The sequence below is a fragment of the Streptomyces bambusae genome (genome assembly GCF_019400985.1).
GTDB lineage: Bacteria > Actinomycetota > Actinomycetes > Streptomycetales > Streptomycetaceae > Streptomyces > Streptomyces bambusae_A.
This window is the reverse complement of record NZ_WTFF01000208.1, coordinates 1-12,968: the sequence shown is the minus strand read 5'-3', so window position 1 is coordinate 12,968 and position 12,968 is coordinate 1. Positions and strand designations below refer to the sequence as shown.

General features: G+C 71.5%; 11 protein-coding genes, 1 tRNA gene and 1 pseudogene. 3 read left to right on the top strand and 10 right to left on the bottom strand.

All coding sequences use genetic code 11. The features are described 5' to 3' along the window. From GPJ59_RS24765 to GPJ59_RS24755, 3 genes and pseudogenes are all read right to left on the bottom strand, one after another. Positions 1–543 (bottom strand): annotated as a pseudogene (locus tag GPJ59_RS24765) (sel1 repeat family protein); the annotation flags it as partial. Positions 544–781: 238 nt separating this feature from the next. Continuing rightward, a tRNA-Met gene (locus GPJ59_RS24760) sits at positions 782–855 on the bottom strand. A 45-nt stretch (positions 856–900) separates the two neighbouring features. After that, a complete protein-coding gene (locus GPJ59_RS24755) occupies positions 901–3,792 on the bottom strand; it encodes a UPF0182 family membrane protein (RefSeq protein WP_258024868.1) in 2,892 nt (963 codons plus the stop codon). 126 nt (positions 3,793–3,918) lie between these two features. Between GPJ59_RS24755 and GPJ59_RS24750 the strand changes: the two genes are divergently transcribed. Next, positions 3,919–4,485 (top strand): PPA1309 family protein, encoded by a 567-nt coding sequence (locus GPJ59_RS24750; protein WP_219669903.1) that lies wholly within the window; start codon positions 3,919–3,921, stop codon positions 4,483–4,485. Between the two features lie 155 nt (positions 4,486–4,640). Here GPJ59_RS24750 and GPJ59_RS24745 read toward each other — a convergent pair whose 3' ends face one another. The 4 genes from GPJ59_RS24745 to GPJ59_RS24730 all read right to left on the bottom strand — a co-directional run bounded on the left by GPJ59_RS24745 (position 4,641) and on the right by GPJ59_RS24730 (position 8,253). Next, a complete protein-coding gene (locus tag GPJ59_RS24745) occupies positions 4,641–5,729 on the bottom strand; it encodes a YlbL family protein (RefSeq protein WP_219669902.1) in 1,089 nt (362 codons plus the stop codon). A gap of 97 nt (positions 5,730–5,826) precedes the next feature. Beyond that, entirely contained in the window at positions 5,827–6,018 is a 192-nt protein-coding gene (locus tag GPJ59_RS24740) for a hypothetical protein (RefSeq protein ID WP_219669901.1), read from the bottom strand. A gap of 136 nt (positions 6,019–6,154) precedes the next feature. After that, on the bottom strand, positions 6,155–6,616 hold the full coding sequence (locus tag GPJ59_RS24735; protein WP_219669900.1) for a molybdenum cofactor biosynthesis protein MoaE: 462 nt from the start codon (positions 6,614–6,616) through the stop codon (positions 6,155–6,157). Positions 6,617–7,098: 482 nt separating this feature from the next. Then, on the bottom strand, positions 7,099–8,253 hold the full coding sequence (locus tag GPJ59_RS24730) for an NAD-dependent epimerase/dehydratase family protein (protein ID WP_219669899.1): 1,155 nt from the start codon (positions 8,251–8,253) through the stop codon (positions 7,099–7,101). Positions 8,254–8,444: 191 nt separating this feature from the next. On the opposite strand from GPJ59_RS24730, the gene GPJ59_RS24725 reads away from it, so the two are divergent. Both GPJ59_RS24725 and GPJ59_RS24720 read left to right on the top strand, forming a co-directional pair. Further along, on the top strand, positions 8,445–9,842 hold the full coding sequence (locus tag GPJ59_RS24725) for a zinc-dependent metalloprotease (RefSeq protein ID WP_219669898.1): 1,398 nt from the start codon (positions 8,445–8,447) through the stop codon (positions 9,840–9,842). Further along, on the top strand, positions 9,839–10,372 hold the full coding sequence (locus GPJ59_RS24720; protein ID WP_219669897.1) for an NUDIX hydrolase: 534 nt from the start codon (positions 9,839–9,841) through the stop codon (positions 10,370–10,372). Before GPJ59_RS24725 ends, GPJ59_RS24720 begins: the two co-directional genes overlap by 4 nt. Positions 10,373–10,494: 122 nt before the next feature. On the opposite strand, the gene GPJ59_RS24715 is transcribed toward GPJ59_RS24720, so the two are convergent. The 3 genes from GPJ59_RS24715 to GPJ59_RS24705 all read right to left on the bottom strand — a co-directional run. After that, positions 10,495–11,250: an AIM24 family protein gene (locus tag GPJ59_RS24715; protein WP_219669896.1), complete on the bottom strand. Its 756-nt coding sequence runs from the start codon at positions 11,248–11,250 to the stop codon at positions 10,495–10,497. 17 nt (positions 11,251–11,267) lie between these two features. Next, a complete protein-coding gene (locus GPJ59_RS24710; RefSeq protein ID WP_219669905.1) occupies positions 11,268–11,948 on the bottom strand; it encodes an AIM24 family protein in 681 nt (226 codons plus the stop codon). A 20-nt stretch (positions 11,949–11,968) separates the two neighbouring features. Next, the coding region (locus tag GPJ59_RS24705; RefSeq protein ID WP_219669895.1) for an AIM24 family protein at positions 11,969–12,968 on the bottom strand (1,000 nt) is incomplete at its 5' end.

Sequence of the window (12,968 nt, the reverse complement as noted above, 5' to 3'; positions counted from 1 at the left end):
GTGCTCCAGCAGGTCGGCGAGGGCGTACGCGCCCAGCGCATGGCCGGACTCGGCGGCCTGGCGCAGCCAGTACTCGGCGGCGGGCTCGTCGCCGCGCTCGCGGTAGTGGCGGCCCAGGGCGTGCGCGGCCGGGGCGGAACCGGCGACGGCGGCGACCCGCCACCAGCCGGCGGCGTCCTCGGGGTAGCCGCGCTGGTGCAGCAGGACGCCCAGGTTGTTCGCGGCGGCGCGGTCACCCTCGGCCGTGGCGCCGCGCAGGTACGGCTCGGCGCCGTCGAGGTCGCCGCGGCGCAGCAGCAGCGCCCCGAGCACGCTCATCGCGCCGGGGTCCCCCTTGTCGGCGGCGACCCGGTGCCGGGCCTCCAGCTCGGTCTCGTTCACCGTCTCGGTCTCCGCCAGTACGTCCCCGAACGCCGCATCGGTCAGTGCGGTGTCCGTGTCCGCGGCGGCGGCCGCCTCGTTGGCCACGGCGGCGACCGTGCCCTCGTTGGGTTCCGACCTCAAATACCGCCCTGTCTCCAGCAGAGTTGACCTGTCCCCCATAAATCCCATCGTCGCATCACCCGCTACCCGCGTACACCTGGTATGTCGCAGTCAGTGAGGTCGTCCCTACAGCGTTTTGTCGACATGCCCACAGAGAGACAAGTCAAACACGCTCCCGCCCCAACTCACCTGTCCCAGCTACCTCGTGTCCGTCCCGGTCTCGTCACAGCCGGGAGACCGGCGCGCAACAGCGCACGACAAAGGCCCGGATCCCATGGATCCGGGCCTTCATCTTCAGTAGCGGGGACAGGATTTGAACCTGCGACCTCTGGGTTATGAGCCCAGCGAGCTACCGAGCTGCTCCACCCCGCGTCGGTGAAACCACCGTATCACGACGCGGAGCGGAACCTCTCATCGTTATGGCTGGCCCTGCGGCTTCGGTGCGGAGCCCGCCTTGGCCTCCGCCTCCATCGCCCGCTTGACCGCGGCCTTCAGCTCCTCCTGGGCCTTGCCGAAGGCGGCCCAGTCGCCGGACTGCCGGGCCTTCTCGGCGTCGTCGATCGCCTTCTGGGCGTCGGCGAGCGCCGCCTTGACCGTCGGGTCCTGGGCGGCCGGCGGCTTGGTGGTGCCGTCCGGCTGCGTCGGCGGCTGCACCGGGGTGGTCGGCGCCTCGGCCCCGAAGACCACGTTGAGCGCCTTCTCCAAGGTGTCCTCGAAGGCCGTCTGGCCGCCGTAGGTCACGAGCACCTTGCGCAGCAGCGGGTACTTCAGGCCGGAGCTGCGCACGTACACCGGCTCCACGTACAGCATGCCGTCGGCCATCGGTACCGAGAGCAGGTTGCCGTACTCGACCTCGGAGTCACCGCCGCGCAGCAGCCTGATCGACTCCGCGATCTTGGGCTCGGAGTTGAACTTGCTCTGCACCTGCTTGGGTCCGTCGACCGGCTTGCTGGTGGGCATCTTCAGGATGTCGATCTTGCCGTAGTCCTGGGTGCCCGGGTCGGCGTTGACCGCCATGAAGGCGCTGAGGTTGGGCCGCCCGTTGGGGGTGAAGGTGGTCGTCAGCGAGAAGACCTGGTCCTTCTCCTTCTGGTTCGGCATCTTCATCGACAGGTAGTACGGCGGGACCGCCGTGCCGGCCTTGGTCGTCGGGTCGTCCGGGACCTCCCACGCCTCGGAGCCCGACAGGAAGGTCTGCGGGTCCGTGACGTGGTAGCGGGTCAGCAGCTCGCGCTGGACCTTGAACAGGTCCTGCGGGTAGCGCAGGTGGTCCATCAGCGCCTTGGAGATCTCGCCCTTGGGCTTGACCGTGCCCGGGAACGCCTTCATCCAGGTCTTCAGGACCGGGTCCTGGGTGTCCCACTGGTAGAGGTCGACCGTGCCGTCGTACGCGTCGACGGTGGCCTTCACCGAGTTGCGGATGTAGTTGACCTGGTTCTCCTGCGCGACGACGGCCCGCTGGCTGTTGGTGAGCGCGTCCGCGGTGGCCTGGCCGAGCGTGGTGCGCGAGGCGTACGGGTAGCCGTTGGTGGTCGTGTACGCGTCGACGATCCACTTGATCCGGCCTTCCACGACCGCCGGGTACGGCGCGCCGTCGATGGTCAGCCAGGGGGCGACGGCCTCGACGCGCTCCTTGGGCGTGCGGTTGTACAGGATCCGCGAGCCGTCGCCGATGGCGCCGGAGTACAGGATCTGCGGCTCGCTGAAGGCGAGGGCGTACGCAGCCCGGTTGACCGGGTTGTCGAGGTTGACGCCGCTCTTGCCCTCGTACGTCGTCTCCTTCTCGCCCGCCTTGTCGTCCGAGTAGTCGAGCTCCTTCTGCGGGCCGCCGACGATCGAGTACTGCTTCGTCTGCTCGCCGTAGTAGATGCGCTGCTCGAACTCCGTCCCGAACTGGCCCTTGGAGGGCAGGTCGGACTGGGTGAAGTCGGGGCTGCCGTCGGCCGCGGCCGTGGTGCCCTTCGCCGCGACCACGCCGTAACCGTGCGTGTAACGGAAGTGGTCGTTGATCCAGTTGTTCTTCGGGATGCCGCCGATGTTCAGCTCGCGCAGTCCGATCACGGTGTCCTGGCCGCTGTACCGGTCGACCGCGAGCGTGGACGGGAAGGCGTAGTAGCCCTTGACCTGCTGGAGCTGCTGGAAGGCCGGCGAGACGATGTTCGGGTCGAGCAGCCGGATGCTGGCGGTGGTGTCGGCCGCCTGCCGCAGCTGGTTCTTGTCGGCCTTCGGGTCGGGCACGCCCGCGTAGTCCCTGACCTGCGCGCCGGCGATCCCGTACGCGTCACGCGTCGCCTTGATGTTCTTCTCGACGTACGGCGACTCCTTGGCCTGCTCGTTCGGCTGGACCTGGAACTTCTGCACGATCGCCGGGTACAGCCCGCCGATCAGGATCGCGGAGAGCACCATCAGGCCGAAGCCGATCACCGGCAGCTGCCAGGTGCGGCGCCACAGCGTCGCGAAGAACAGCACGGCGCAGATCGCGGCGATGCAGAAGAGGATGGTCTTGGCCGGCAGGTAGGCGTTGGCGTCGACGTAGCGCAGGCCGGTCCAGTTGTCCGAGGCCTTGAAGTCGCTGGACTTCACCGCCAGGCCGTACCGGTCGAGCCAGTAGGCGACCGCCTTGAGCGAGACGAAGATGCCGAGCAGCACCGACAGGTGGCCGGTGGCCGCGGCGGTGGCGCGGGCGCCGGGGCTGGTCACGCGCAGCCCGCCGTACAGGTAGTGCACGGCGGCGGCCGCGATCAGCGACAGCACGGCGGCGGCGAAGCCGAAGCCGAGCAGGAAGCGGTACCACGGCAGGTCGAAGGCGTAGAAGGACACGTCGAGGCCGAACTGGGGGTCCTTCGTGCCGAAGGGCACCCCGTTCACATACATCAGCCAGGTCTTCCACTGGCCGGCCGCCGACGCGCCGGCGATCAGGCCGACGAGCGCCGCCATGGCCAGGAGCAGCCACTTCTTGTACGGCGCGATGCTCATCCGGTAGCGGTCGAGGCTCTGCTGCTCCAGCGACATGGCCGACAGCGGCGGCCGCAGCCGGTGGGCCAGCCAGATGTTGAACCCGACGGCGCCGGCCATGAGCAGGCCGAACACGGCGAACAGTCCGATCTTGGTCCACAGGGTGGTGGTGAAGACGGACGAGTACTTCACGGAGCGGAACCAGAGCCAGTCGGTCCAGAAGCCCGCGAACATGATGAACGCCATGCCCAGGGCGGCCAGGACGCCCAAGGTCATCAGCAGAGTCCGGGCGCGCCGGGACGGGCGGCCGACTCTGATCCGTGGCCCGGAGGGGCCTCCGCCGCGGTCCGGCATCTGGAAAGCCAAGGTGCGCACCTCGAAATCGCGTGTGTCTTCTAGCGGGCCCTTGATGGTAGAGCCCACTCATGCAACTTACTGAGGCTTCGGTCAGTTCCCGGAATCGGCCGGAAAGCAGGCAGGATGTTGTGCATGTCCAACGTTTCCCCCTCCGGCACCCCGATGGCGGCCAGCCCGCTGACCCGTGCCGTGCTCGAGATCGACGAGTACGCCTCCACCCTGGGCTGGGACCAGCCCGCCCGGCTCTTCGCCCTCGTCGACACCGCCCGGCTGCGCAAGCAGGAGCCCCGGCTGGCCGGCCAGCTCGGCCTGGACCAGGACGACGCCGGCAAGGCCCAGCTCACCCCGGTCGAGCAGGACGAGCTGCCCCCCGGCACCCCCCTGGACAAGTTCCTGGGCACCATCGCCTGGCCCGACGCGGTCGTGGGCTGCGCGCTCACGGTGGAGCGGCTGATGCTGCCGCCGTCCGCGGAGGCCGCCGTACCGAGCGGGATGAACGACAAGCAGCTGGCCAAGTGGGTCGCCGGGCACCCGGAGCGGCAGGAGGTCCGGCTGACCGTGGCGGTGCTGCGCGACGGCTCGCGCGAGTCGGCCGTACGGCTGCGGGAGAAGGACTCGGCGAGCGAGGTGCTGACCGGGGCCGGCCTGGTGCCCGGCCTCGCGGAGGCCCTGTCGGCGACCTTCGCGTAGCGCGCGCAGGCCGCGTACCCGCGCCTGGAGCGTGGCGGGTACGCGGCTTGCCAGGTACCGGGGGGACGGCAGCGGCGCTAAGGGCCGCCGGGCGACGACGGCACTACGACGCGCCGGGCGACGGCGGTACTACGACCCGCTGGGCGATGGCAGTGCTACGACGCGCTGCAGCTCGGCAGCCCGGCCGTGTCCCCCTTGCTGATCTTCTGCAGGGAAGCCACGGCGTCCCGTATGGTCTCGACCTTGACCAGGGTCAGGCCGTCCGGCACCGACGTGGCCGCGGAGGCGCAGTTGTCGGCGGGCGTCAGGAAGTACTGGGCGCCGGCCTGGCGGGCGCCGATCGTCTTCATCTGGATGCCGCCGATCGGGCCGACCTTGCCGTTGTCGTCGATGGTGCCGGTGCCCGCGACGAACTTCCCGCCGGTGAGGTCCTCCGGGGTGAGCTTGTCGACGATGCCGAGCGAGAACATCAGCCCGGCGCTCGGGCCGCCGACGTCGGCGAGCTTGATGTCGATCGGGAACGGGAAGGTGTGGTCGGTCCCGGCGCGGATGCCGACGATCGCGTGCCCGTCGCCCTCCGCCTTGGCGGTGGTGATGACGACCTTCTCGCCGCCCTCGGGCTCCTTGCCGGCCTTCTCGGCGGCCTCGGCGTCCTTGGCGGGGACGATCGTGAACTCGACCGGCTCCCCCGCCTTGTGCTTGGTGACCAGCTTGGCGACGTCCTCCGGCTGCTTCACCGGGGAGCCGTCGACGGCCTTGACCACGTCGCCGGCGTGCAGCTTGCCCTCGGAGGGGCTGTTCTTGACCACGGTGGAGACGATCACCCGGGCGGTGACCGGGATGTCCAGCTGCTTGAGGGCGGCCACCTTCGCGCTCTCCTGCGACTGGCTGAACTCCTCGGCGTTCTCCTGCGTGGACTCCGCGTCGGTCTTGCCGTTGGGGTAGAGGTTCTCGTGCGGGACGACGATGTTGTCGCCCGACAGCCAGCCGTAGACCGCTTCCAGCAGGTTCATGTCGTAGTCCGCGCCGGTGACCCGGACCGTGGTCATGTTGAGGTGACCGCTGGTCGGGTAGGTCTTGCGCTGCGAGATCTGCAGCACCGGCTCACCGCGCGACTCACCGAGCGTGTTCACCGTCGGGCCCGGGCTCATCTCCGAGTACGGGACCTTCAGGAACAGCCCGGCGCACAGCAGCGCGAACAGCATGAGCGTGGAGGCGAGCATCGTCGCCGTACGGCGTGGCATGGCTCGACAGTACGGGACGCCCTCGGCGTCCTGCCCCCGGGGCCGGTCCGTACGGGCCTCCCCGGCCCGAACTCTCAGGCGATTCTCACGGGACGCGTCAGACGGCGTCGGAACCGGAATGCATCGCCTGCCGCTGGGCCCGGTCATTGTCCATGGCCTCTCGGAACCTTGCGTAGCCGGCCAGCTCGGATATGTCACCTTGCGTACGGTCGCGTGCCGCCCAGCTGCCCCATATCGCCGCGCCGATCGCGGCGAAAAGCGGAATCAGCAACCACGCCAGAGACCCCATGGCCTGCCTCCCTGCCCCGGGAACGATTCGTTCGTGAGCACAACGCTCGGGCCCGGGGCGGAGTTACGCAAATCGAGGGCGTGTCGGGCGCCCGATCGGCCGGGAACGTCCCCCTATCGGCGGGCCGGGCGGGTCCTCAGCAGGCCCCGACCCACTCCTCGGTGCCGTCGGCGAACATCTGGTGCTTCCAGATCGGGACCTCGTGCTTGAGGTCGTCGATCAGCATTCGGCAGGCCTCGAAGGCCTCGCCGCGGTGCGGGCACGAGACGGCGACGACGACGGCGAGGTCGCCGACGGCGAGGTCGCCGATGCGGTGGACGGCGGCCAGGGCGCGGACCGGGTACTTCGCGACGACGCGCTCGGCGATGCGGCGCATCTCGGCCTGGGCGGTCGGGTGGCAGGAGTAGCCGAGGGACGACACGTCCGCCCCGCCGTCGTGGTTGCGCACCGTGCCGACGAAGAGCGTCGTACCGCCGGTCGCGTCGTCGCCGACGGCCTGGAAGACCTCGTCGATCGACAGCGGGGTCTCACGGATGTCCAGCAGCCGGATCGGGTCCGGTGCGGCCTGCTCGCCGGGGTGGTCGAAGTGCGGTGCCATACCGTCCATCGTGCCTCAGCCGCCCCCCGGACGAAATAGCGGGATCACCCGGTCCACCCCACCCAGACCTGGAGCCTCCTACAGGCCCTGCCAGCCTCCACCCGGCCCCGCTGGCGGAGCCCGGCCATTTCCAGCCCCGCCGGCGTTTGGCAGGCCCCCCACCCCAGCCCCGCCGGCGGAGCCCGGCCCTGTCCAGCCCCGCCGGCGTTTGAGGCGCGGGGTCTGGGGCGGAGCCCCAGGGGCGCGGTAGCGCCTTGGCGGGGCCCGGGGCGCAGCCCCGGTTTCGGGAAGGGGCGGGTAGGGGAAAGGCTCCGCGCAGCGGCCCATGCCCCGGCCCAGCCCAGCCACCGGCCCGACCCGGCTCAGCACAGGCACCGGCCCGGCTCCGGCACGGCCAGATTCCGGCCCCGGCTCCGGCACGGCCCCGCCCCCGGCCCGCCCCGTCCGCACGGGGCAGAAGGGGCAGACGGGGCCGAGCCCCGTCAGAGCCCCCGCCGCCGCCGAGCCCGCCGCACCACCGCCGCCGCACCCAACAGCGCAACCGTCGCCCCCGCCGCCCCCGCAGCCGTCGCATCCTTCCGCCCCAGCCGCCGCCCAGCCACGGTATGCCGCCCCGCAACCTCCTGCAGCAGCTCCGCAAGAACCTCCTCGTTCGTCCACCGCGGCCGCCACCCCGCCGCATGCAGCCGGCTCACACTGACCACCCACGGGTGCATCGTGTACGCGAGGTCCCCCGCCGGCGACGGCGTCAGGCCGATCCGGTGCAGCCGGGCCGCCGCGCCGAGCGCGACGGCGGACGGGAGCTCCATGCGCCGGATGCCGCTCAGCTCCTCGACCTCCTCCTGCTCCAGCCAGCCCTCGCAGCCCACCGCCAGCTCGCCCTCGACCTTCTCCAGCGCCGCGTACTCCAGGGCGCTGACCAGGTCCTCCACATGGCAGAACTGCCAGGTCGGCCGGGATCCGGCCACCACCAGCAGCCGCGGCGACTCGAAGTACCGGGTCAGCGCCGTGTCGGTGCCGCCGACGAGCACCGCCGGCCGGACCACCGTCACGTTCAGCCCCGGGTGCGCCCGCGGCGCCCGCCGCCCCAGCCGCTCGATCTCCAGCAGGTCCCCGACGCCGGTCGCCTCGGCGGTCGCGCGCAGCTCGGAGTCCTCCGACAGCGGGATGTCGTTGTCGGGCAGGGCGCCGTAGACCATGGCCGACGTGCACAGCACGACCCGCCGTACGCCGGCCGCCGCCGCGGCGGTCAGCACGGTCTGGGTGCCGCGCACGTTGTACGCCGTACGGGCCGCGGGGTCCGTCTCCAGGTCCAGGTCGAGCGCGAGGTGGACGACGACGTCCGCGCCGCGCAGCTTGTCGGCGATGGCCGGGTCCCGTACGTCCAGGACGTGCCACTGCGCGGCCGCGCACTCGCCCCGCCGCTCGTCGATGGCCACGACCTGCTTGACCTCGTCGGAGGCGGCCAGGCGGGCCACCAGGGCGGCGCCCACCCCGGCCGCGGCGCCGGTCACGGCGACGACGGGGCCGCGCGCGGCCTGGTTTCGCGGCTGGCGAACGCCGTCCGCGCGATCAGGGCGATCGGGGCGGCTCTCGGCGTCCTGCGCCGCGCGAACCTGCGGATCTGGGGAACTCACCAGGCGTCTCCAGCGGTTGTCTTCAGTAGGCACGCGTCGTGACGCGTACCGACCAGGTGATGTCCATCCTGCCGCAGCCCAGGAGCCGGTGGAGCACCAAGCCCGGAAGCGGGCACGGTGTCTAGGCTGGTGGTGTTGTGGGACCACTGCCCGCCGGCGCCCGCCGGCGGCCCTACGAGCCGAGGAACCCCGTGAGCGACACCCCATTCGGATTCGGCCTTCCGCCGGAGGAGCCGGACAACGGCGACGAGGGCAAGAAGAAGGGCAACCAGGGAGGTCAGGGCGGCCCGGCGAACCCGTTCGGCTTCGGCGGGGCCGGCCTGCCGGGCGGAGCGGACAACCCGTTCGCGGCGATGTTCGGGTCGATGAACCCGACCGATCTCGGCGCCGCCTTCCAGCAGCTCGGCCAGATGCTCAGCTACGAGGGCGGGCCGGTCAACTGGGACATGGCCAAGGACGTGGCCCGCCGCACCGTCGCGCAGGGCACCGCCGACGGCGTGAAGGACACCAGCGTCGGGGTCGCCGAGAAGTCGGCGGTCGAGGAGGCGGTGCGCCTGGCCGACCTGTGGCTGGACGGCGTGACCTCGCTGCCGTCGGGCGCGGGCACGGCCGTGGCGTGGAGCCGGGCCGAATGGGTCGAGGCGACCCTGCCGGTGTGGAAGGAGCTGGTGGACCCGGTCGCCGAGCGGGTCGGCGCGGCCATGGGGCAGGTGCTGCCCGAGGAGATGCAGGCCATGGCGGGCCCGCTGCTCGGCATGATGCGCTCCATGGGCGGGGCGATGTTCGGCCAGCAGATCGGGCAGGCCGTGGGCGTGCTCGCGGGCGAGGTCGTCGGCTCCACGGACGTGGGCCTACCGCTGGGTCCGGCCGGCAAGGCGGCCCTGCTACCGCTGAACATCGCGGCCTTCGGCAAGGACCTGGGCATCCCGTCGGACGAGGTGCGCCTGTACCTGGCCCTGCGCGAGGCCGCCCACCAGCGGCTCTTCGCCCACGTGCCATGGCTGCGCTCGCACCTGTTCGGCGCGGTCGAGGGATACGCCCGCGGGATCAAGGTCGACACCTCCAAGCTGGAGGACGTGGTCGGCCAGCTCGACCCGTCCAACCCGGAGCAGCTCCAGGAGGCGCTCCAGGGCGGCATGTTCCAGCCGCAGGACACCCCCGAGCAGAAGGCGGCGCTGGCCCGCCTGGAGACCGCGCTCGCGCTGGTCGAGGGCTGGGTGGACGCCGTCGTGCACGAGGCCGCCAAGCCCCGGCTGACCTCGGCGGACGCGCTGCGCGAGATGCTGCGACGGCGCCGGGCCACGGGCGGACCGGCCGAGCAGACCTTCGCGACGCTGATCGGCCTGGAGCTGCGTCCGCGCCGGCTGCGCGACGCCTCGCGGCTGTGGGCCTCGCTGACGGACGCGCGCGGCATGGACGGCCGCGACGGCCTGTGGGAGCACCCGGACATGCTGCCGACCGCGTCCGACCTGGACGACCCGGACGGTTTCGTGCACCGCGAGCAGCTCGACTTCTCGGAGATCGACAAGATGCTCGGCGAGGCCGCCGGGCAGCAGGACGACCAGGGCAAGGGTGACGACGAGAAGTGAGCCTGCACGAGGACGCGGTCCTGGTCCTGAAGTCGTACGAGGGCCAGGGCGACCAGGCCGCGCTGCGCGAGGTCTACCTGGAGCACCTGGCGGCCCACCCGGACGGGGTCTACAAGCCCTGCGAGGCCGGGCACGTCACCGGCAGCGCCCTGGTCATCGACCCCTCGCGCGGGCGGGTGCTGCTGACCCTGCACAAGAAGCTGGGCATGTGGCTGCAGATGGGCGGCCACTGCGAGCCCGGCGACGCGACGCTGACGGACGTGGCGCTGCGCGAGGCCCGGGAGGAGTCCGGCATCGCGCACGGGCTCACCCTCCTTCCGGGCGGCCCGGTGCGCCTGGACCGGCACCCGATCCCGGCACCGTGCAACTGGCACCTGGACGTCCAGTACGCGGCCCTGACCCCGGCCGAGGCGGTCGCGGAGATCAGCGACGAGTCGCTGGACCTGCGCTGGTTCGCGTACGACGAGGTCGCGGGCGTGGCCGACACCTCGGTCGTACGCCTGATGGAGGCCACCCGGGCCCGGCTGTGACGGCGTAGCAGAGGCGAAGGGGCGGCCCGCCGTGATGCGGGCCGCCCCTTCGCCGTGCCGGAGCCGTGCCGGACCGGGTCGCCGAACGCCCTGGTCGCAGAACGCCCGGGTCGCCGAACGCCCTAGTTCCAGGCGTTGTTCTGGTTCTGCGCGTGCGCGCCGTGCTGGCCCACGCCGTACTGGGCGGCGAGCCCCTGGCCCAGCTGGGCGTTCTGCGGCGGGAGCAGCTCGCTGGGCTGGACCAGTGCGAAGCCCTGGCCGAGGAAGCTCAGCTCCCAGCCCTCGCCGGTGTTGCCGCGGCGCCGCCACACACCGCTGGAGTGCGTCTGCGCCTGCATCTGCACCCGCAGGGACGTGGACCAGGCGACGATGGCGTCCGCGTCCACGTTGACGTACTTGTCCGGGGTGATCTGGAGCATCAGCGGCTGGCCGGAGGTCATCAGGGCGACCTTGCCGCGGCCGCTGATGTTCAGCTGGTACTTGCCGGAGCCGGAGATCCCGTACTGGCTGTCGACGGCGATGACCTCGGTGTGCAGCGTGGAGTCCAGGGCCAGGACGTAGCTGCTGTCGACCGTGAGGCCCTCGTTCTCGACGTCCATGACGTGCACGTTCTGCGCGAGGTTGGCGAAGTAGACCGTGCCCTGCCCCGAGCAGCGCATCAGGTCCAGGCCCTCGCCGGTGCGGCTGCGGGCGCCCCGCTGGTTGCTGCTCTGGTACTCGCCGTCGAAGTCGATCAGGCCCTGGTAGGCCACCATCGCGCCCTTGCGGGCCAGGACGTCGTCCGTGCCCTGGAGGGTGACCCGCAGCAGCTGCGGGTTCTGGATCGCGTACCGCTCCTGCGAGGGCACCTCGGCGTGGGCGAACAGTGAACTCTGCATGATGTCCCGACTCCCCCTCAGCCCCGCGCCCGCAGGCGGTCGGTGCTGTCCTCGCTCGGCTGTACGACGACGATGCCCTGGCCGGAGAAGGCCATCTGGTAGGCCTCCCCGCTGCCCCGGCCGATCATCGACGAGGCCTTGAAGCTGCGCTTGCCCTTGACCTTCAGGTTCGGCGACCAGGCGACGAGCGCGTCCGGGTCGACGTACGTCTCGTCCTCGCCGCGGCCGCAGTCGACCACGATCGGGGTGCCGCGCGAGGTCAGGGCGACCCAGCCGGTGCCGGCGATCTGTACGTTGAACAGGCCCTGGCCGGCGAACTTGGCCATGCCCTTGACCCGCTCGACGCCCCACTGGAGGTGCGCGTCGAAGGCGAGCACGTTGGTGCCGTTGACCGACAGGGCGTCGTTGTTGAGGTTCAGGACGACGACGTCCGCGCCGTAGTCGGCGAGGTAGAGCAGGCCGTCGCCGGTGCACTTCATCAGCGGTGCGCCTTCGCCGGTGAGCCACTGGGACGCCATCTGCCGGACGGCGGGCGGGTTGGGCTCGTACTGGACGAACCCCTCGTACGCGACCATCGAGCCGGTGCGCGCGAAGAGGTCCTGGCCGGTCTGCATGGCGACCTTGAGCATGGCTCGGCCGTGGTTCTCCATGCGGGCGGTGACCGGGGTCGGGGCGTAGCCCGCGAGCTGCTGGTTCATTGCGTTCATGACGGGCTCCCTCAGACCTCGTAGGGCTGGACGACGATGAAGTTGCCGGGTGCGCCCCGGAACTGGAGGTTCACGGTCTCCCCGCTGTGGCCGGGGTAGGCGTTGCGCCGCAGCCGGACCTGGCTGGAAATGATCACCTGCGAGCCGGCGGACCAGGCGACGATGGCGTTGCTGTCCGCGAAGGTGGTCGGGGTGACGGGCAGGACGACGGGGACGCCGTGCGTCTTGACGATCACGGTGCCGGAGCCCTGGAACTGCATGGTGAACAGGGCGCCGCCGGGGATGCCGTGGCCCTCGATGCGGCGGACCTCGTGCTGGAGGGACTCGTCGAAGGCGAGGACGTTCTCCGCGGAGACGCAGATGGCGTCGCCCTGGAGCTCGATGGCGTGCAGGTGCGCGCCGTTCTCGGCGAGGAAGACCTGGCCGCGGCCGGTGCAGCGCATCAGCTGCATCTCCTGGCCGGTTGCGTTGCCGACGATGCGGCCGGCGAAGCCGGCGCCCTTGTAGCTGAAGTCGACCTTGCCCTGGTAGAGGACCATGCTGCCCTGGCGGGCGAGGACGGGCTGGCCGCCCATCGCCAGGTCCACGCGCATGAGCTGCTGGTTCTGCGGGGTCCAGCGGGTGCCGGTCGGGGCCTCCTTGTAGACCTGGAGGGCGGCGGCGAGGCCGGGTCCGGCGGCCGCGGCGGCCGGCATGCCGGGCGCGCCGGGCTGCTGGCCGTAGGGGGCGGGGGCGCCGGGCGGATAGCCGCCGGGGACCTGGCCGGGGACCTGGCCGTACGAGGGCTGCGGGACCTGGCCGTAGGAGGGCTGGGGCGGCTGGCCGTACGACGGCTGCGGCGGCTGGCCGTAGGGCGCGGGGGCCGGGGGCTGGCCGGGAACCTGGCCCGGGACCTGGCCGTACGAGGGCTGCGGGACCTGGCCGTACGCGGGCTTCGGCGGCTTGACGTAGGGCGCGGGGGGTGCGGGCGGCGGGTCGCGGGGTGTACCCTTTATCCACTTGAACCGCGCG